Source organism: Pedobacter sp. GQ55 (assembly GCF_059758925.1).
The window spans coordinates 812,402-833,410 of the sequence record NZ_JCAXEI010000003.1 but is presented as its reverse complement, the minus strand read 5'-3'; the positions used below and the strand labels follow the sequence as shown (position 1 = coordinate 833,410).

Sequence of the window (21,009 nt, the reverse complement as noted above, 5' to 3'; positions counted from 1 at the left end):
CTATCGCAGTTCGTATTTTACACTGTCTACAAATATCCTTTCAGCCCGCATTTCTGCTTTTTTAGTTTTATGAGGGTAAGCAACTAACCTTACTTCTGTTCCTTTTTTTATCATATCAGCGGTTAGCCCACGATCGGTCATGCGGCTGGTAGGAGCTAAATAAACTGTCCACAATTGTTTTTTGTATTTCACTTTAGCCAAGGCATGCGGATTTTCATATACTGATTCCTCAATTGTGGTTTTAAAATCCAATACCTTTTTTTGATCATAATCAGCCCAACCATGGTGGAATGCTGTGAAGGAAACGCAGAGCAAACAAAAAATTGCCAGCGAAATGCTTTTTAAATAATTCATAACCCGCAGATTTAATGATAGTTGAATATACTAAAAAAAATCCTTTGATCAAATAGATCTTACAGGGAATTTCTAACTTCCAGCTTCCACGGATTTTCAACTGTGGTAATTCCTTTTGTTTTGATCAGCTTTGCCATTGTCTTTCCCATCAGCTTAAAGTCAGTAGAAAGTGTCGTGATCCCGCCGGAAAGAAGTTCTTTAAGGGGCGTGTCATTGTAAGATATGATGCCAAAATCAGTACCTACGGTTAGCTGTTGAGCAGCAGCCTGCTTTAGCAGATCCACCAGGTCTCTGTCATTCACCACAATAAATAAATCACCTTTTTCTATTGTTCTTTTGGTTATCACAGAAAGATAGTCGTGACCGAACCCATACTTACTGCAAAACACTTTAAGACCATCATAACGCTCCAAAGGCTCCTTTTCTTCCTTTTGAACCATATAAATGTGCTTGTATTTGCGAATCAATTCTACGGCTGATTCCAAAGCCTCATAGGTATCTGTCTCAAAATTCTGTGCCACCGATGAATATTTTCCTTGTAAATCAGCATGGAAATGATCCAGTAAAAACACCCTACCCGATAAAGATTCCAGCAGCGGTTCAATACCCTGAAACTTTCCCGACATGATGATGTAATCTGTATACTTGTTGTTGGCATCATTTACCAGTGTCTCAAAAACCTTTCTGTTGTAATTATGAAAATACAGATCAACTGTTGCGCTGTTCCCGGCCGATTCCATAAAAGAGTTGAACAGGTCTTCTTTAAATTCATTGAATTCATTGAAAAGCAGGAATATATGGTGTCCTGTCTGAATCTTGGTGCTCTTTACAAAATAACCAACCCCATGGTTCGATGCAATAATGCCTTTTGACATCAGTTCGCGTAAGCCCGCAAACACCGTATCGCGCGATAGGCCGTACTCAGTTCTGAAATCATTAATAGAGGGTATTCTGTCTCCATTCTTGTATTCCTCTGTGCTTATTCTGTCAATGACATGGCTTACTACAAGTTTATATTTTGATTTATTTTCTTTCACGCTTGATGTATTGCTGGCAAATATAGTTACTCACCAGTCAAACATCATAAATAAAAAATAAAAAATCGTACCAGTTCGTACCAGTTATAAAATATTTATATATTTACAGACCTAACCACACACACAATGAAATACCATTTCTTATTAAGCATCGGCATTACCACTGCTCTTTTTACCGATAGCATGGCACAAACCTCTGGTGTTAACCAGAATGTCCAGCTTACTCAAAGCCTTAAAGCAAACATAAACGACGCTTTCTGGAGTCCTAAATTCGAGCTTTGGAGAACCACAACCGCCAACGATGTGCTGAATAAGTTTGAAGGACAACACCTTCCTGTAAAAGAGCAGGAAAATAATAATGTGTTTAAGAATTTCGATAAGATTGCCCAGGGAAAAAAAGGAACAGGCGGACATGCAGGCTTGCCTTGGTTTGATGGTTTGATCTATGAAAGCATTCGCGGAATAGGTGACCTCACCATCCAGCATCCCGATCCACTATTACAGGCACGACTTGATGGGTATATAGATCGCATCTATGCAGCTCAAAAGGCCGATCCTAACGGATATCTCAACACCTATACCGATCTAATGGAACCCACCCATCACTGGGGAGATAACGGTGGTCTTTTACGTTACCAGCACGATGTTTATAATGCAGGTATGCTCATAGAGGCAGGCGTTCACTATTATAATGCCACAGGTAAAACCAAATTGCTCGAAGTTGCTACCCGGTTTGCAAATTACATGAGTAACCTGATGGGGCCTATTCCCAAAAGAAACATAGTGCCAGCCCACTCGGGCCCAGAAGAAGCCGTTATGAAATTGTACTGGCTATATAAAGACAACCCTGGCCTTAAAAAGAAAATGGGGGTTCCGGTAAATGAAAAGGCTTATTACGAACTGGTAAGATTCTGGATCGGAAATCGCGGTAACCACATCAACTACCCGCTTTGGCAAACCTGGGGTAACGACAAATCAGAAAAGTGGATCAAGGATCAAAAATATAAGGAAGGAAGGGTAACAAGTGCCACTCGCCCTACCTGGGGCGATTACGCGCAGGATTCCATATCTGTTTTCAAACAGAAAACCATAGAAGGTCATGCGGTGCGTGCTACTTTACTGGCTACAGGTATTACAGCCGTAGCGCTTGAGAGTCATGATTCTCGGTACACACAAGCAGCAGATCAGCTGTGGGACAATATGGTTGGCCGCCGTATGTTCGTTACGGGTGGTGTTGGCGCCATTGCGCACGACGAGAAATTCGGACCCGATTATTACCTTCCAACTGATGCCTATCTGGAAACTTGTGCCGCTGTAGGTGCAGGATTTTTCAGTCAGCGCATGAATGAACTCACCGGAGATGGAAAGTATATGGACGAGTTTGAACGCGTCCTGTACAACAATGTACTTACTGGCGTCTCTCTTTCGGGTGACCAGTATACTTACCAAAACCCACTCAACGCACATGATCATTCAAGATGGGCATGGCATTCCTGCCCATGCTGCCCACCCATGTTCTTAAAAATGGTTTCTGAATTGCCAAACTACATCTACGCATCTTCGGGCGATCGCGTGTTTGTCAACATGTTTATCGGCAGTGATGCCAATATCCGCCTGTCCAACAAAACCCTGATCGCCATTTCGCAGAAAACCAATTACCCCTGGGAGGGAAAGATTAGCCTAAATGTAGATCCAGAAAAGGAATCGGCCTTTAGTTTAAGCCTTCGCATTCCGGGATGGGCAAGGGGAAAAGAAAATCCTTACGACCTCTACCGTTCCGATCTGCCATCATCGTATGCGCTACTTGTAAACGGCAGCCCTGCCAAAACCACAATGAACAATGGCTATGCTGTAATCAGCCGCAAATGGAAGAAAGGTGACCAGGTGGAACTCCAGTTGCCTATGACGCCGCGTTTTGTTACTGCAAATAGTCAAGTGAAAGATTTAAGGAATAGCGTTGCAATAGCGTCAGGGCCTATCGTTTACAGCCTCGAGGCAGCAGATAACACTAATGTTGAACAGTTGCAGATAGACACTACTGCAGCATTGCAATCGCAATACAAAGGCACCCTGCTAAAGGGTGTGAATGTGGTTACCGGCAAAACAGCTGACGGTAAAACTTTTACCGCTATTCCTTACTATGCTGTTGGAAACAGAGCTGCAAAAGGCTATAAAGTTTGGCTGCCGCTTCCTCAAACTGCACGCATTAAGGTAGATGTCGGTCAAATCCAAAATAAATTAAGCCCGCTGATCTACGGTTCAAATATTGAAGATGTGAACCACGAAATCTACGGAGGCTTTTATGACCAGCGCATATTCGGCGAGAGCTTTGAAGAACCTTCTACTGGTGTAAATCATAACCAATGGAAAAGATTTACGGGCTATTGGACGGCAAAAGACGGTGCTGTTGCCATTATCCCTGGCAGAAACACAAATAGTGAAGTATTCATGACCAGTTCGCATCAAATAGGTGTAGAGCCAGATCACAGTGCGAAATTGATCTATGAGCCAAAAGAACTAACTAATGGTACTGTTCAAGCCGAGATCAGATTTACCGGAAAAGGAGAAAGTGGCGCACTGCTGGTTCGGGTAGCCAATGCGGGTGTGGGTGATGATGCTTTTGATGGATATGAGGTCAGCCTGAGCAGAGACGGTAAAAAGATAGCCCTTGGAAAGCACGTGCAAAACTTTGAATCGCTTAAAGAAGCTGCTGCTAGTTTTGATCCCGAAAGCTGGAATAAAGTAAAGGTGGTTCTAAAAGGAACCGAGATTGAAGTTTTCCTTAATGGGCAACAGATGCTTTCCTTTAAGGATGAGCGTAACCCCTTGCTTAAAGGAAAGCTAGGATTGCGCACCTGGAGATCAGCGATGGAGTTCAGGAATGTCACCATACAGGAAAACGGAAAAACTGAGCGACTCAGACTTGTCAACGCTGCTGGTGAACAGCTGAGTTATAACTGGGATATTATTAGCTCTGGACAGGTAAAGGCCAGTTTTGAGCTCGACAGCAATGTCGCCTATAATGGAAAAAAATCACAGGTAATAACCTTTGCTGCTGGTGCAGGAAAAGTAGGAGTAGCCAACAGGAGTTTGAACCGTTGGGGGATTGCGTTGCATAAGGGGCAAACTTTTCAGGGAAGGGTATACTTGAAGGCAGAAAAGCTAACCGGCCCTGTAAGCATCGCGCTTGAAAGCGCTGATGGCAGCAAAACATATGCAATCAAAAAACTAAACGGTGTCGGTGCCAACTGGAAGAAGTATCCATTTACACTAACTTCTAATACCGCAGACAACAATGCGAGACTGGCTATCTATATTTCTTCAAAGGGCAAACTGTGGGTAGATCAGGCAGTACTCATGGGCACTGGTAAAGATCAGTTTAGAGGCTTGCCAATTCGGGCCGACATTGGCAATATCTTGGTGTCGCAAGGGCTAACATTTTTGCGTTATGCAGGAACTATGGTGAATTCCCCGGAATACAGATTCAAAAAAATGATCGGTGATCCCGACAAACGACCTCCATATCGTGGCCACTGGAATTGGTATACCACCAATGGTTTTGGTATAGAAGAGTTTCTTAAGTTTTGTGAAACAACGACAATAACACCTTGTTTTGCCATAAATATCTATGAAACACCAGAGGATGTAGCTGATATGGTAGAATACCTTAATGGAAATGTGGATACAGAATGGGGGGCAAAGCGCGCCAAAAACGGGCATCCTAAACCTTACGGAGTAAAATATATAGAGATCGGGAATGAGGAGGTTATTTTTAACGGCGATAACAAAAAAGCATATGAGGAATATGTAGCACGTTTTAATCTCTTGTATGCAGCCATGAAAAAGAAAGATAGCTCTTTAAAATTCGTGCATGCAGCCTGGTGGCGTCCTGAATCTCCTCATATGGAGTACGTATTCAGGGAACTTAACGGAAAAGCCGATTATTGGGACCTCCATGTAGGTGGTGATGATCCAAAGGCAGGTCTGGATACGGATAAGCAACTTGCTGATATGCAACGTATGTTTAAGCAATGGGATCCGGCAACCCAAATGAAAGTTGCCGTTTTTGAAGAGAATGGCAGTAAGCATGATATTCAGCGCGCATTGGGGCATGCTACTAATCTGAATGCAATCCGCAGACATAATGAATTTGTACTCACTTCAAGCCCTGCCAACGCACTGCAACCTTATCAGCAGAATGACAACGACTGGGATCAGGGTCAGATCTTCTTCACTGCAGGCAAGGCATGGGGGATGCCGCCATTTTATTCACAGAAGATGCAGGCTGAGAACTTTTTACCCTTATGTGTTTTAAGTAAAGTAGAAGGCGCTCTGGATGTAACAGCAGCGCGTAGCGAAGATGAGAAGACCTTGGCATTACACATTGTAAATACCAGTACCGATGCCATTACTACTGCAATTGAGCTTAACGGATTTGAAGGTAGAAATCCAGAGACCGATGTTTATGTGCTGTCGGGTGAACTTACTTCAAAGAATACCCCTTCAGAACCTGAACGGTATAAAACAGTAAGCTCAAAGGTAAATCTAACTGGAGATGTACCTAAATATAGCTTCCCGGCAAATTCTTATACCATTTTAAAATTTAAGAGATAAGCAGACTTTAACTTTTAAGCCCCAACTTCTTATTTACCATACCCTTATAGGTTTCGCCAATTGGCAGGTAGTTCTTATCGATCACAATCCTCCCTCGCTCTACAAAATCTATGTGGCTGGTGTTAATGATATACGATTTGTGTATCCTTAAAAAAAGATGTTGGGGTAGGATCAATTCAATGTGTTTCATGCGCTCTAATGAGAGCAATCTGCCTCCTGAGGTATGAAAACTGATGTAATCGCCCAGGCCTTCGATGTAGTGGATTGATGAAAATAAGATTTTCTGCAGCCTGTGCTCTACCTTAATGAAAATATGGTCGGGTTCCATCGCCTCCGGAGCGCTTAAATTCATTCGTTTCTTAGCCTTGTTTACTGCAATCAAAAATCTTTCAAAAGTGACGGGCTTCATTAAGTAATCAATTACATCGTACTCAAAACCACTTAAGGCATAATCCGAAAAGGCTGTGGTAAGGATCACCTTTGTTTGCGTTTCCCTAATAATGTTCATCACCTCAATACCAGTAAGCTCAGGCATTTGTATATCCAGAAAAATCAGATCAGCATTACCACTGTTAATATGAGCTATAGCAGCAGCAGGGTCAGTAGTTTTTAATACCAGCTCAAGTTCATTTGTGCGCAATACATAGTCTGCCAGTAACTTAACGGCATGGATCTCATCATCGAGTATTATACAGCGCAGGCCGTTACCATTCTTCATTATTCAGGTCAAGTTTAACTGTAAATTGATGCTCATTATCTCTGATATCCAATTCGTAACGTCCTTTAAAAAGCAGTTCAAGTCTCTTTGTTACATTGTCTATTCCAATGCCCCCGGTAAGGTCTTTACGCTTATCCATTTTGGTATTGGTACAAGAAAACAGCAGCCTGTCTGCACTCAGTACATCGATATCTATCCATAACCATTCCGCATCTGCCATCACCCTGCCATGTTTAAAAGCATTCTCTACAAAGGGTATTAAAAGCAACGGGGGCAAGCTCATTTCTTCTATGTTTCCGGTTATGTTTATTTTAACGTTCACTGGATCTTCAAAGCGCAATTGCTGCAGCGAAATGTATTTTTCTATATAACTGATTTCTTGTTTAAGCACTACCCGTTCACTGCTGTCGTAAAGCATATACCTCAGCAACTCCGAAAGTCCCGCTATTGCAGGAAGTGTTTGTTCCGATTTGTGATAAGCCAGAGAATAAATGTTATTGAGGTTGTTGAACAGGAAATGAGGGTTTACCTGCGATCGAAGGAAAGAAAGTTCTGAAGAGCGGTTCTGAAGTTCTCTTTCCTTTTGCTCTAGTTCTTTTTGCTGGGTGTACCTTATTAAATAGAATACCATTGCAAAAATGGTGTTTAATACATAGATGAGTATGTTATTTCTAAAAAAGAGGCTTAATCTTATAGGATCAAGCGATAGTGCTATAGTTACTACGTAACTGGTGAAAAGACAAATCGCAAAACAAACGCTTATAATCAACCCTATAGTAATCGCTAAATGCATATACCTCCTTGTTGGATAGTACTTATGCATTACCAGATAGGTTGACAACACGAACAGGAACGAGATACTGATATCAGTCACTAAATTTAGCAATTGCACGGCGATGCTGCGTTCATCTACCAGCGTCCATTTCCCGCGGAGTAAGCCTGGCAGGTGCCCACTCGCATGAATTAACAGGTAAAAAACAATAAAGGTAACCAGCAGAAGCCAGAGGTTTTTCTTCATACTCAAAATTACATTATTTAACGGATGGCTATATGCCCCTTTCTAAGCGTTTGTCGAGGACATCGCGTTGTTCACCGATTAGTCTTTTCCTGAAAGCCCCGCGGAGCTAATTTGGTTGAAACTTAATGCTAATTATGATGAAAATTTTTATAATACTCTGTCTAATCGCAACTTCTTCCATGGCTCAAACAACAGACCTTAAAGAAGTAAAAATTACCACCCGTAAAAAGGCCATAGAGCGTAAAATTGACCGCACTATCGTAAATGTTGAAGGCCTTATTAACGTTGCTGGCACCAACGCGTTTGAGCTCCTGGGCCGCTTGCCTGGCCTAAGGGTTACCGAAGAAGGTGCAATTAACCTGATGGGTAAGGGAGCCACGGTTTATATCGATGGCAAGTTAACCTATTTGTCCGGTGCCGATCTGGTGTCGTATTTAAAAACGATGGGAACAGATCAATTAGATAAGGTCGAGCTGATCCCTAATCCTCCGGCCAGGTACGATGCAGCAGGCAGTGGTGGCGTTATCAATATCTTAACGAAAAAAAGTAGGCAGGAGGGTTTCAATACCGGTATAACCTTAAATGGTGGAAAGGGGATTTACAGAAAAATAAATGGCTCCTTTAATTTTAACTATCGGATAAACAAACTAAACCTTTTCACAAATGTGGGGGCCGGTAGCCCTAAAGATTTCCAGAATTCCTCGGCAACCCGAAGCTTTAAAAATGAAACAGGGGGCTTAGCTTCAATACTGGAACAGCAAGGCGAAATACTTTACAGCAGGCACAACAGCAATGTAAAAGTAGGAGTCGATTATTACCTGAACAAAAGAACTACCATTGGTTTTATTTTCAACGGGTTAAGGAATCGTGTTAACGAAGATGGAGGTACCCGAAACTTAATGATGAAGGGCAATCGAGACTTGGACGCTATTGTAAACTCAAGTCATAGCGTAAACAGCTTGTTCAAAAACGGTACAATGAATTTAAATATGTTGCACCAGTTCGATAGTACAGGAACTGAGCTCAGTATGGATGTCGATTATACACATTACAATTCCGCCAACAACCAGCTTTTTGGCAACAATAGTTACACTGCCTCTGGCCAGGCATTGGGTTTAGAACGCATCAGGGGGAATCTTCCAAGAACAATAGATATCTTTTCGGCCCGGGCCGATTATTCATTCTCTTTAAAAAATCATTACAAACTCAGTGCGGGTCTAAAATCAAGCTTTATAAAAACAGATAATCAGGCCAACTACTTTTCTGGTGCTGCCGAGTTGGAACAACCAGATTATAACAGAACAAACGCATTCTTATATCGCGAAAACATAAATGCCTTGTATATCGAAGGGTACCGTGAATTTGGTAAGCTTGGTATTAAGGTGGGGCTTAGGGTGGAACATACCAGTTCCAAAGGGCATCAGCTGGGGAACATACAAAAATCCGATTCATCCTTTGTAAGGAATTACTTCAATGCTTTTCCGTCATTCTTCCTTTCCTATAAGCCCGATTCTACTAATCAGAATCAGTTCTTTTTAAGCTACGGAAAACGCATCAACAGACCGGCATATGATCAGCTGAATCCTTTTCTTATGGTCGTGCAAATGTATAATCAAGAGTCCGGCAATCCATTTCTTAGCCCCGAGTTTACCAATAATATTCAGCTCACTCATGTATTTAAAGATAAACTGACCACCAACGTTTATTATTCGTTTATGTCCAATACCAGCAGCCCTGTTATCAAAGCCATTAATGATGTATATATCAAGAGACCTGAAAATGTGGGGTCTGTTATCATAACAGGGCTGCTGCTTTCGTATAATCAGGATATTTTCAAATGGTGGAATGCCGATTTTACGGTCAATCCGGAGCGGGTACATTTACAATCTGAGTTCAACGGGATTACTGTAGATACAGCCGTAGTTATGCAGTCATTTAACTGGTATAACCGCTTTTCTTTAAGCAAAACCTGGAGTGCTGACCTCGCTTTTGACTGGGGGGGGCGCAATTATTCAAATCAGGTAACAACTTTTGGGATAGGGGGCATTAGAGCAGGAGTTAAAAAGCAACTGTTTTCAGGTAATGGTTCTATAGGGGTTAATGGCAGCGATTTATTCTATTCAGCCATACGTAAAGGCAGTATCCATAATGTAGTTGGTTCCAGTGCTACATTTAGAAACAGGCAGGACAGCAGAACGGTTATGCTTTCTTTCAGTTACAGGATCAGCAAAAATGCCAAGAACAACAAGAGGCTCAGAGACCGGAATGGCGCTCGGGATGAACAGAACAGGATTAAAGGCTTGTAAGTCTACGGTCTAAAATAACAATCCTCCTGACCAACCGGCCAGGAGGATGTTACTATTAACTAACTCCTCCTAATTAGTACAATCCCAGTTCGGCTAAAGCCGCAAACTGTAATCCATCATGTGCAGAGTTGGCGATAACCTTTAAATACCTGAAAGTTTTTGCACTTCCAAAATCAAAGTATTGAGGTCCGTCTGCATTTGCTGCAACATAGTTGTTTACTGAAGTAAAATTGATGCCATCTGTGCTGGTCAGCACCTCGAAATTCTTAACGGCACGGCTCAAACCACTTCGTTGAGTTAAGCTAAGACCATTCGCTGTTTTAGAAGATCCCAGATCTATCACCACATTATGAGGGTAGGAGGTTGCTGAACTTGACCAGCGCGAATGCCAGTAAGTGCTTCCACTTCCATCAATCAATGTGCTGGCCCTGCCATTTACGGCACCTTCACCGCTTGTTTCTTCAGAACTGAATGAAGCAATGCTCCAACCTGTTTTACTAAGCTCGTTTCTGGTACTGAAATTTAAAACAGGAATCCCACCTGCAAATGTATAGCTATAGATCTGCTGGCTAACAGTACCATTGTCATGCACCAGTTTAACCTTTAATTCATATGGAATCCCGTCTGCCTTTTCTACCAGATCGGCAATAGGTATTACCACCCTAAAGCTGTCAGTACCTATTTTTTTCGATTCCCAGCCGATGGCATTGTAGTCGTGATTTACACCCGTACCCTCGTTGTTCACGTTAGGATCATTAAAATAGAGTATGCTCGTTACATTGCCGGTCGACGTAAATTTACCCGATACCACAATCGAAGCCTGCGCGCTTGAATAGCTTGCATATATTTTATTGATGCCCGATGTTACCGGACCATAGTAGGTATTGCTATTGTTGTTAAATACCTGATTGGTGTTTAAAACTGCCGCGTCTACTGCAGTCAAGAAAGTAGGGCTTTTACCTAGTGTACCATTGCCCGCCCACATTAAAGCCATACCTAGCGTAGCATCTTCCGAAACCTTTTGCCTGTTATGCGGCAAGTTCAGTCCATGGCCTAGTTCATGAACCATGCCGCCAAACCATACGCTGAATCGATTACCAATAGCGTCCGTTTTGCCAAGGTTCTGGATGTCCATTTCTTCATAGTCCAACGCATAACACCACCTGCCGGTACCATAAAAAGGGCCACCGCTAGGCGTGCCATTGGCGCCAATGGAATATCTTGGTATAATGATCAGCGTATGGTCGCTGGTATTGTCAGCCGGGTGAGCAGCAAAGTAAGCATTCACTTCACTTGCTACAGCTCCCGAACCGCCTGAGTATGGATAGCCGCTTTTAGGCAAGCTACCTCTTATCGTAATGATTTTTACACCATTTGAACCGTCGTTTGCAAGACCGAAAGTTTTATAGCCATAACCATTGCGGTTCATTTCCTGTTTGTACCATTCCTGGGTCCACAATAACAGGTCGCTCAATCTCTTTTGGTAGCCCGCCAATGTATCCAGGTCACTGGGCACAAAGTAAACAATGTTTACATTTCGGGTTTGGGTAATAATTTCAGCAGTGGAGTCGTGAACCGACAAAGCTTTTTCTTCTGATTGGATGTGTTCTGCCTTCTTACATGAAAATGTGAAAAGAATACTGCAAAAAACGCACGCTAATAAAAGATTACTTTTTTTCATAAAATTTGGTTTAGGATGAATTGATGTGAAAAAGTAATAAAGTATCCAGCAATGTTGTAAGTCAAGGTGTTACAACTGCTGCGCAAGCGTTTGATAAAGGCTTTAAAGCCCCATGTCTCAACAGAATGTCCCTGCTTTGCTTAAAATTACGCCAGTAGATTTCCAAATAACATTTCCCCATTTGAATTTTTTTTGCAAAGAATTAACTAAAAACGCTTCTGCTTGCCGAAAATTTATGCAAACGTTTGTGTAAAATTTTGATATTATTCATTTGAACTTATATCTTTAGTTTACCTGAGTTCATAATGGAAGATGAAGACCAAATATTACTGGAACAACTTAAAGACGGAGATTACACCGCTTATGAGTTGATTTTTAAGAAATATTATAAGGTTCTTTCCACCAAAGCGTATTTTATGCTGGAGGATGATATGGAGGCCGAGGACCTGGTTCAGAACCTTTTTATTGCTATCTGGCAGAAAAAGCTTTTCCTATCCATCAATACCTCAATAAAGGCTTATTTGCTACGCTCAGTTCACAATCGTTGCTTAACAGTTCTCAGAGATAAGAAGGTATCTGAGCGTAAGCTTAACGCGTATACAGAAGAACAAAGCTGGCAGGGAGACCAGGATCAGGAAACAAATCAGGAAAACGATTACCAGGGAAAGTTTGATCTCATATTTGAACAATTGCCAACTCAGCGCCAAAAGGCATTTAAGCTGGTGTACCTGGAAGATAAAAAATATAAGGAAGCAGCAGAGGAAATGGGCCTCTCTGTAAACTCCATAAAAACCCATTTAAAGCTGGCTGTAAAGGCCTTGCAGAAAAAACTCATTAATTTTAAATGAAATATTCACCTGATAATCGCTTAATTGCGTCTAATGTGTAGTAATGGAGTATAACGAGGAATATATACAAGGTCTTTTATTTGAAAAGATAGCAGGAACGATCAGTGAACAGGATAACCTTGTTGCCGAGCATGCCATTTCAAGCCACGCCGAAGTGCGAAAGTTCTGGGAGGTATTGAAAGCAAAAATGGGAAGCCCCAAAGCAGCAGTATTCCTGTCCGGACTAAATCCTGATCAGGCCTGGGAGAAAACAAGCGTAAGCCTGCACCAGCAGCCTGGTTCATTTTTCAGCAGAAACAGATGGGCCTTAAGTGGTATTGCTGCAATGCTGGCCATTGCTCTTCCATTTGCATGGTATTTCAGCTCCACCAATCAAACCCAAACATCACTTCAGGATCAGGCATTTAAAGAAGTATACCTTAAAACGGATCAGGGAAAAGCGGTCGATCTTTCCAATAATAAGCAGATTAAATTAGGACAAACGCAAATCAATACCAAACAGAAGGAGCTAAGCTATACTGCCGATAATGCTGATAGCAAGCAGTGGGCAACCCTATTTGTTCCGGTTACCAAAGACTATAAAATTAAACTGTCAGATGGTACCACAGTGTGGATGAATGCAGCATCCAGTCTTCGTTTTCCTTTCCAGTTCGGAAAACAAACAAGGGAGGTTTATTTAACCGGAGAGGCCTATTTTGAAGTAGCAAAGAACCCACAACAAGAATTTATTGTACATACTTCTTATGCCGATGTACATGTGCATGGAACTTCTTTTAATGTAAATGCGTATACCGCTCAGAATTTCACTGCAGCGCTAGTGGAGGGGTCTGTGTCGGCCAAAAAAGATAATCAGGTTATTAAATTAAAACCTGGAGAGGAAGCTGTAATCGGAAAAGAGAATCTGGAGATCAAAACGTTTGATGCGCAAGAAGTACTTTCCTGGCGAAACGGTACTTATTCCTTCCACAACCAACCACTATCCCAGATCTCGCAGGTCTTAAATCGCTGGTTTGATGTAAAAATTGCCTGGCAAACACCAGCAGTTTCCCAGCAAACCTTTACTGGCGAGATTGACAAAAACCTGCCCCTGGATGTAGTAATCAGTAATTTGAAACTTACCTCAGGTATGCAAGCCGAGCTTAAAAATGGAATATTGACCTTCAGGTAATATTTTTTTAATACCATTCACCCATTCGGGTAAAAGCTGCGTCTTAGAGCAAACCTTTTATAAACTTTAAATGTATGCTTAAAAAACTTACCCGATTAGGCCGGTTATCTTTGCCGGTTATTTTGATCTTGTTTATTTTATTGCCAGTTCGCGCAAACACGCAAGGCATCAGCAAGATCAGCCTCAAAGGCAAGAACATTACCATTGCCACATTATTTAAAACCATTAAAAAACAAACGGGTTTAACCGTATTCTACAGTAATAAACTGCTGGACGATACCGAAAAAATCACTGTTGACTTTAATCAGACCGAACTGGCAGAAGTATTAAACTCCACGCTTAAAAGCAAAGGGCTTAGCTGGGTGGTTAAAGAAAAGTACATTGTACTGCAAAAAGCAGCCGCACCAGCTGTTCCTGTCGATAATAAAGCAGACCAGGGCAAAGTAAACAATGCACGTCAAAAAATTGGAGGAACGGTAACCGATGCTTCGGGAATGGCGATGCCAGGAGTAGGCGTAAAGGTTAAAGAAACCAATGCAGGAACTGTTACTGATCAGAATGGGCGTTATTCAATTGAAGCCAATAGCGGAAACACCTTACTGTTTTCCTATGTTGGTTATACTTCACAGGAAATTCTTGTGGGTAATCAAACCAGTATCAATGTAAAACTGCAGACCGATGATACGGATTTAACAGAGGTTGTGGTGGTTGGTTATGGAACACAGAAAAAAGTGAACTTAACAGGGGCTGTATCTGTGGTTTCAGGAAAAGATCTGGCTACACGGCCAATGGGGCAAACCTCAGCCGCTTTACAAGGCATGGCTCCAGGAGTTACCGTAAAACAAAACTCAGGCAGACCGGGTAGTGACGGGGCTACAATAAGGGTTCGTGGGGTAGGAACATTGAGCAGCGCTGATGCGGTTTTGGGTGCCAACCCATTAGTGATGATCGATGGTATTGAAGGCTCTATGAATAATATAGATCCCAATTTAATAGAATCCATATCCATTCTTAAGGATGCGGCATCTTCTTCAATTTATGGTTCCAGAGCTGCAAATGGCGTAATTCTGATTACTACAAAAAGGGCAAATAATGATCAGGTCAGTATTTCTTATAACAACTATATTGGCTGGCAAGATCCAACTAACATGCCGAAACTGGTAGATGCGCTGGATTACATGTTGCTAATCAATGAAGCATACGCTAATACCGGCCGGACACCGCTCTATTCAGATGCGCTGATCCAAAAGTATAGAGAACAAAATGGTGTCAGTTCTGATCTATATCCGAATACCGATTGGCAAAAGGAAACCTTAACTGGTTCTGGATTACAACAAAGTCATTTTTTGACCATTCAAGGTGGAACACAAAAAGTAAAACTATTAGGGTCATTCGGACTTTTCGATCAGAAAGGCATCATTGAAAATTCAGGTTTCAAGCGTTACACCATACGTAATAATGCCGATATTACTTTTTCTGAAAAACTTACGGCCAAGGTCGATCTCCAGTACGTGAATGCTATCTCTACTGAACCTTCAGCTTCTACAGATGCTAATATTGGCTCAGGTGAGATATTTCAGTGGATGAACGGAATTCCGGCAAATCAGATCGGCATTACTGAAAGGGGACAATGGGGAGTGGGTTGGAATGGTACTAATCCAATCTCCGTAAGTAGAGACGGAGGCACCAACAGAGTAAGGGGTCCATTTGGAAGTATTAATGCTATTGTTAACTATAAGCCAGTTGAATGGCTGGAGGCAGAGGCAGCTTATTCTCCAAAATATGCATTGTCATCTAATAAAAGGTTCAAGGAGGCAATCCAGTCTTATTTGCCAGATGGTAGTCCGAGCTTCCTTACCCCTGCATTAACATCGCTTACTCAAAACCAATCGCAGTCTTTTTTTAACAACATGCGCGCTACCCTTACGGCCAGCAAAACCTTTAATGACCATAGCCTTAAATTTCTTGTAGGAGGATCCAGAGAAGATTTCTATTCAGAATGGATACAGGGGTATAGAGACACCTATATCCTTCCGGAATATCCAATACTAAATGGCGGCTCTGCTTTAAATCAAACTGCCACTGGAAGTGCAGAAGAATGGGCATTGCAATCCCTGTTCAGCAGATTAAACTATAGCTACAAGGGAAAATACCTATTGGAACTCAATGCACGGTATGATGGGTCCTCCCGCTTTGCAGAAGGAAATAAGTATGGATTTTTCCCCTCAGCATCAGTAGGATGGAGGATCTCGGAAGAGGGTTTTTTTAGTGGATTAAAAAATACCATAAACGAAGCCAAATTGAGGCTTTCCTGGGGTAGACTAGGGAATCAGCTCATTGGTACCTATCCTTCAATTACTGCTCTTGAGTTTGAATCTACGGCTTTGGGTAAACAGATCGCCAACACGGCAACATTAAAAGCCATGGCCAATAAGAATATTTCATGGGAAACTACTGAAGAAAAAAATATTGGTATTGATTTAACACTTTTGAATAATCTAAGCATTACTGCCGATTATTACCAAAGGCGTACCAGAGATATACTTTTGCGGCTAGATATTCCATTAAGCCTTGGGTTGGGCGCTCCCTTTCAAAATGCAGGGACTGTTGATAACAAGGGTTGGGAATTGGGTATAGTTTATAAAGGGAACGTCAAAGACTTCAATTATAACGTGAGTGTCAACCTATCTGATGTGAAAAATACCATAATAGACATGAAAGGCATCAGCCAGACCGCCAATGTAAATGTAAACCGCGAAGGTTATTCCATCAATTCACTTTTTGGTTACCAGGCACAAGGCTTTTTCGCATCCGATGAGGAAGCAGCTGCTCATGCAAAACAGTTTGGTACGGTTAAAGCCGGTGATATCAAATATAAAGATCAAAATGGCGACGGTCTGATCAATGAAAGTGACAAAATTATAATGGGTAGTGTTATACCCAGATTCACTTTTGCTTCAAACATAGGGGCCTCATATAAAGGTTTCGATCTTTCAGTACTATTACAAGGCGTTGGCAAAGCCAACGGTTATGTAAACGGCCCGGGTGTTTTGCCATTCAATGTTGGTGGGCTGCTTGGAGGAACAATTCGAGAAGAAAATAAAGATCGCTGGACTCCGGAAAATCCTAATGCCAAATATCCGCGTCTGGCTTTTGGTGAGTCGAATAATGAGCAGGCATCAACCTTCTGGTTAAGAGATGCATCATATTTACGCATCAAAAATGTCCAGATAGGTTACACGTTACCTGCTAATATTATTAAGAGGCTAAGTATTAACCGACTTAGAGTTTTTGCAAATGGTTCTAACGTAGCTTCATTCGATCGTTTTCTTAATGGATATGATGTAGAAGCACCGGTAGGCCCGGGAAATATCTATCCCCAGGTTAAGTTATACACTTTTGGTTTAGATGTTACATTTTAAGAATAAAACAGATGAAAACAAATATATACCTAATTATGTTAGCTGTTGTTTTAGCAACAGTTGCACCAGCATGCCAAAAAGGATACCTCGATAAAAGTCCATTATCAGGTCCCTCAGATGAAACTTTTTTTGCCAACCAGGATGAACTGCTTCTTGCTGTTAATGGACTGTACCGCTATGCTGCATATTCTCCGCTTGATGCCATGCCGCTCAACCTTAGTGTTGATGATGGAACAGATATTGGTTGGGATCGTAACAATAGTGCCTTACAGAGTATCGGAAAAGGTAATCAGGACAGTAACAACGGTTATGCGTTAGAAATATGGAAACAAGCGTATATAGTGATTGCAAAATGTAATTTTATTCTGGATAATATTGATAAAGTAAAAGACAGTGCTACTCCTGCAATATTTAACAGATCTAAAGCTGAAGCTCGTTTTATCCGTGCGTATACCTATCAGTATCTTATCGATTATTTTGGCGGTGTGCCATTGGTTACTAAAATGTTAAAGTTGGAAGAAGCCCAGATTTCCAAAACCCCAAAAGCTGAACTGGCCGATTTTATCATGAAAGAGCTAACCGAAGCAGCTCCGGATTTACCAAATAGCTACACCGGAGGTGATGTTGGTCGTGCTACAAAAGGTGCTGCACTAGCTATTAAGGCTCGTACCGCACTAAACAATGGCAAGTGGCAGGATGCTGTCGATGCAGCTAAAGCGGTAATGGACTTAAAAACCTATACACTGCACAACGATTTTGGAGCTTTGTTTAGTTATGCGGGGCAAAATTCCAACGAGATCATCTGGGCATTTCAATACCTTCGTGCCTCAAAAACCAAAACCCATGCTACGCCTACTGCACTTTTATCGCGAAACGGGCAAGGGTTTTCAAACAAAGTACCATCGCAATCGCTTGTAGATGCTTATCCATGTACCGATGGATTGAATATAGATGAATCACCACTTTTTGACCCTAAAGATCCATACAAGAACCGCGATCCCAGACTTGGTTTTACCATCGCATTGCCTGGATCAATATATTTTAATTACCAATTCGAAACACATAGAGACAGTCTTAAATGCTGGAATTACGATACCACACCGGCAAAACGTGTCGACAACCAGGAAGCTATTAATGCCTTTGCAACCTTTACCGGCTATTGCTGGCGAAAATATGTAGACCTGGCCGATAAGCCAGATCGTTCAAATTCAGAACTCAACGTAATCCAGATACGCTATGCCGAAATCCTGCTGATCTATGCCGAAGCTAAAAACGAGCTCAATCAGTTAGATCAATCTGCTTACGACGCCATTAATCTGGTAAGACAGCGCCCAAGCGTAAACATGCCAGCCATTGCATCGGGTAAATCACAAACCGAGTTCCGCAGTCTGGTGCACAAAGAACGCCTTTATGAACTGGCAATGGAAGGGTTCAGACAAACTGACCTGCGCAGATGGAATATCGCTGAGAAAGCCATGACCGGAAACTTCTACGGAAGGGTGCAAAGAGGCCTGGTTGCAGCGGCACCACAGATAGATGAAAATGGTTTAGCAGATTACACAAATGTACCTAACCGTGCCGATTTGAGGGTAATAGAAATACGCACCTTCAATAAAAATAGAGATTACCTATGGCCAATCCCTAATATAGAGGTGGTTACCAATCCTAAATTAATTCAAAACCCTAATTACTAGTTATGAAAAATCTTTTTCTTTACCTGCTGATACCCGTCTTGATCCTCACCTCGCTGCAGCCTACATTAGCGCAGCAACCTGTTAAGACAGATTATGACATCTGTATCTATGGAGGAACTTCCTCCGGTGTAATTGCGGCCTATACAGCAGCAAAGCTTGGTAAAACTGTACTTTTAATAGAGCCTGGAAAACACCTTGGCGGGATGAGCTCAGGCGGCCTTGGTCTTACTGATATCGGTAATAAATATGCCATCAGCGGCTTAGCACTCGATTTTTATAGAAGAATAGGGCAGCACTATGGTAAATTTGAACAATGGGTGTTTGAGCCTCATGTTGCCGAAAACCTGTTTCAAGATTATATTAAAAGAGCTAAAGTAGAAGTACTATATGAAAACCGCCTGACAGCAGTTGCCAAGAATGGAAACCTGATCAGCGAAATCACGCTGGAGAGTTCAACCAAAACAGCGCCAGACAATAAGGTTAAAGCCAAAATGTTTATCGATTGTTCTTATGAAGGCGATTTGATGGCAAAGGCAGGTGTCTCCTATACTGTTGGCAGAGAAGCAAACGATTTGTACAAAGAAACCTTTAATGGCGTTCAGTTCATGAAAGGACATCAAATGTTGGATGGGATAGATCCATACAAAACTCCCGGTGATGCTTCAAGCGGATTGGTTTGGGGAATTAATCCGGGTGTTCTTGAAAAAGATGGAACAGGGGATAAAAAAGTTCAGGCTTATAACTTTAGAATCTGCTTAACCAAAAATAAGGACAACCAGATCCCCATTACCAAACCGGAAAACTATCAGCCAGAGAAATACGAGCTGCTGATCAGGCAAATGGAAAAACGACCATGGAAATCCCTGCAAGATGGCTTTATCTGGAGTGGCATGCCAAATGAAAAAACCGACATCAACAATAGAAACGGTTTCTCTACAGATATGATTGGTATGAACTGGGAATATCCAGATGCCGATTATCAGAAAAGGGCCGAAATATCGAAGGCACATGTTGATTACACTAAAGGCCTCCTATATTTTGTAGGTAATGATCCCCGTGTTCCTGAGCACATCAGGACTGAGCTTAACCTATGGGGATATCCTAAAGATGAGTATATGGATATGGGAAACTGGTCGCACCAGCTTTACATCAGAGAAGCTAGAAGGATGGTCGGAGAATTGGTCATGACCCAGCACCATTGTCAGGGAAAGGAAATTGTTAAAGATGGGGTAGGAATGGCTGCTTATGGCATGGACTCTCACAATTGCGACAGACAGGTAATCAACGGCATGGTAAAAAACGAGGGCAATGTAGAGGAACACGGCTTTGGGCCATATCCAATTTCTTACCGTGCAATTATCCCTAAAGAAAGCGAAGTGGGTAATCTTCTTGTTCCGGTTTGCCTTTCTGCCAGTCATATTGCTTATGGTTCTATCCGCATGGAGCCTGTGTTTATGGTGCTTGGACAATCTGCTGCGGTAGCTGCGGCAAAAGCGATAGACAATAAGCAGACCGTACAGAAAATAGATGTTTCCCAGATCCAGGCACAGTTAAAAAGAAATCCACTGGAAGATGGCAGTGCGCCTGAAATTCTGGTAGACAACAGTGACGCAAGCAAAGTCGAGAAAAAAGGAGACTGGACTGTTAATACGCATGGTGGTTACGGGCCTGATTATTTTCTTGCAGACTCAACTTCTTCAAGTCCAAAGTCAATCAGATACAAGCCAGAGATTTCCACAAAAGGAAAGTACGCGCTGTATACTTATTATCCGAAATTAAAAAATGCCGCTGCGGTTACCGTTATCAATGTTCATGATGGTACTAGTATCAAAGAGGTTTTAATAAAAGACGCAGAGGTTAAAGTAGTTGGCCAAACTTCAGGTGAATGGGTTAGTTTAGGTACATACTCCTTAAGTACTGGGAATAAGACCTATGTCGAGATCTCAGCAAAAGGATCAGAAGGCGCTGTAGTAGCAGATGCGTTACTGCTTGTGCCTGTAAAGTAAAGTAGAAAGTAGGGTGAAGCCTATTTTAGGCTACACCCTACTTTGTTACTCTTACCGACAGTGCATGACGGTTATCAGGTAAATGTTCTCTAACTTGGTTTTGATTTAAACCAAATGTATAACAGACCAATCCTGAACACACA

At 41.9% G+C, this 21,009-nt stretch carries 12 protein-coding genes; 7 read left to right on the top strand and 5 right to left on the bottom strand.

Features of this window, described 5'->3' with window-relative positions:
- Together AC6CH7_RS12610 and AC6CH7_RS12605 are read right to left on the bottom strand one after the other, a co-directional pair.
- A complete protein-coding gene (locus AC6CH7_RS12610) occupies positions 1-354 on the bottom strand; it encodes a DUF6152 family protein (RefSeq protein ID WP_498263059.1) in 354 nt (117 codons plus the stop codon).
- A gap of 59 nt (positions 355-413) precedes the next feature.
- Positions 414-1,391 carry a GntR family transcriptional regulator gene (locus AC6CH7_RS12605; RefSeq protein ID WP_498263058.1) on the bottom strand — a complete coding sequence of 326 codons (978 nt, stop codon included), beginning with the start codon at positions 1,389-1,391 and terminating at the stop codon, positions 414-416.
- A gap of 126 nt (positions 1,392-1,517) precedes the next feature.
- Between AC6CH7_RS12605 and AC6CH7_RS12600 the strand changes: the two genes are divergently transcribed.
- Positions 1,518-6,005, top strand: a complete 4,488-nt coding sequence (locus AC6CH7_RS12600; protein WP_498263057.1) for a beta-L-arabinofuranosidase domain-containing protein — start codon at positions 1,518-1,520, stop codon at positions 6,003-6,005.
- A 7-nt stretch (positions 6,006-6,012) separates the two neighbouring features.
- Here AC6CH7_RS12600 and AC6CH7_RS12595 read toward each other — a convergent pair whose 3' ends face one another.
- Positions 6,013-6,723: a LytR/AlgR family response regulator transcription factor gene (locus tag AC6CH7_RS12595; RefSeq protein ID WP_498263056.1), complete on the bottom strand. Its 711-nt coding sequence runs from the start codon at positions 6,721-6,723 to the stop codon at positions 6,013-6,015.
- Positions 6,710-7,741 carry a sensor histidine kinase gene (locus AC6CH7_RS12590; RefSeq protein ID WP_498263055.1) on the bottom strand — a complete coding sequence of 344 codons (1,032 nt, stop codon included), beginning with the start codon at positions 7,739-7,741 and terminating at the stop codon, positions 6,710-6,712. Before AC6CH7_RS12590 ends, AC6CH7_RS12595 begins: the two co-directional genes overlap by 14 nt.
- Positions 7,742-7,920: 179 nt before the next feature.
- On the opposite strand from AC6CH7_RS12590, the gene AC6CH7_RS12585 reads away from it, so the two are divergent.
- Positions 7,921-10,047 carry an outer membrane beta-barrel protein gene (locus AC6CH7_RS12585; protein ID WP_498263054.1) on the top strand — a complete coding sequence of 709 codons (2,127 nt, stop codon included), beginning with the start codon at positions 7,921-7,923 and terminating at the stop codon, positions 10,045-10,047.
- 73 nt (positions 10,048-10,120) lie between these two features.
- On the opposite strand, the gene AC6CH7_RS12580 is transcribed toward AC6CH7_RS12585, so the two are convergent.
- Positions 10,121-11,728: a discoidin domain-containing protein gene (locus AC6CH7_RS12580; protein ID WP_498263053.1), complete on the bottom strand. Its 1,608-nt coding sequence runs from the start codon at positions 11,726-11,728 to the stop codon at positions 10,121-10,123.
- A 305-nt stretch (positions 11,729-12,033) separates the two neighbouring features.
- On the opposite strand from AC6CH7_RS12580, the gene AC6CH7_RS12575 reads away from it, so the two are divergent.
- The 5 genes from AC6CH7_RS12575 to AC6CH7_RS12555 all read left to right on the top strand — a co-directional run bounded on the left by AC6CH7_RS12575 (position 12,034) and on the right by AC6CH7_RS12555 (position 20,866).
- Positions 12,034-12,576, top strand: coding sequence for an RNA polymerase sigma factor (locus tag AC6CH7_RS12575; protein WP_498263052.1), 543 nt, complete (start codon positions 12,034-12,036; stop codon positions 12,574-12,576).
- 43 nt (positions 12,577-12,619) lie between these two features.
- Complete coding sequence (locus tag AC6CH7_RS12570; RefSeq protein ID WP_498263051.1) at positions 12,620-13,744, top strand: FecR family protein; 1,125 nt, start codon at positions 12,620-12,622, stop codon at positions 13,742-13,744.
- Between the two features lie 74 nt (positions 13,745-13,818).
- Complete coding sequence (locus tag AC6CH7_RS12565) at positions 13,819-17,166, top strand: TonB-dependent receptor (RefSeq protein WP_498263050.1); 3,348 nt, start codon at positions 13,819-13,821, stop codon at positions 17,164-17,166.
- 11 nt (positions 17,167-17,177) lie between these two features.
- Positions 17,178-18,860, top strand: a complete 1,683-nt coding sequence (locus tag AC6CH7_RS12560; RefSeq protein WP_498263049.1) for a RagB/SusD family nutrient uptake outer membrane protein — start codon at positions 17,178-17,180, stop codon at positions 18,858-18,860.
- 2 nt (positions 18,861-18,862) lie between these two features.
- Positions 18,863-20,866, top strand: coding sequence for an FAD-dependent oxidoreductase (locus AC6CH7_RS12555; RefSeq protein WP_498263048.1), 2,004 nt, complete (start codon positions 18,863-18,865; stop codon positions 20,864-20,866).
- Positions 20,867-21,009: the final 143 nt, after the last annotated feature.

Bases quoted from the DNA above. Each gene is read 5' to 3' on its own strand.
- AC6CH7_RS12585 (WP_498263054.1), top strand. From the start codon at position 7,921: ATGGCTCAAACAACAGACCTTAAAGAAGTAAAAATTACCACCCGTAAA.
- AC6CH7_RS12575 (WP_498263052.1), top strand. From the start codon at position 12,034: ATGGAAGATGAAGACCAAATATTACTGGAACAACTTAAAGACGGAGAT.
- AC6CH7_RS12600 (WP_498263057.1), top strand. From the start codon at position 1,518: ATGAAATACCATTTCTTATTAAGCATCGGCATTACCACTGCTCTTTTT.
- AC6CH7_RS12560 (WP_498263049.1), top strand. From the start codon at position 17,178: ATGAAAACAAATATATACCTAATTATGTTAGCTGTTGTTTTAGCAACA.
- AC6CH7_RS12570 (WP_498263051.1), top strand. From the start codon at position 12,620: ATGGAGTATAACGAGGAATATATACAAGGTCTTTTATTTGAAAAGATA.
- AC6CH7_RS12555 (WP_498263048.1), top strand. From the start codon at position 18,863: ATGAAAAATCTTTTTCTTTACCTGCTGATACCCGTCTTGATCCTCACC.
- AC6CH7_RS12595 (WP_498263056.1), bottom strand. From the start codon at position 6,723: ATGAAGAATGGTAACGGCCTGCGCTGTATAATACTCGATGATGAGATC.
- AC6CH7_RS12565 (WP_498263050.1), top strand. From the start codon at position 13,819: ATGCTTAAAAAACTTACCCGATTAGGCCGGTTATCTTTGCCGGTTATT.
- AC6CH7_RS12610 (WP_498263059.1), bottom strand. From the start codon at position 354: ATGAATTATTTAAAAAGCATTTCGCTGGCAATTTTTTGTTTGCTCTGC.
- AC6CH7_RS12590 (WP_498263055.1), bottom strand. From the start codon at position 7,741: ATGAAGAAAAACCTCTGGCTTCTGCTGGTTACCTTTATTGTTTTTTAC.
- AC6CH7_RS12580 (WP_498263053.1), bottom strand. From the start codon at position 11,728: ATGAAAAAAAGTAATCTTTTATTAGCGTGCGTTTTTTGCAGTATTCTT.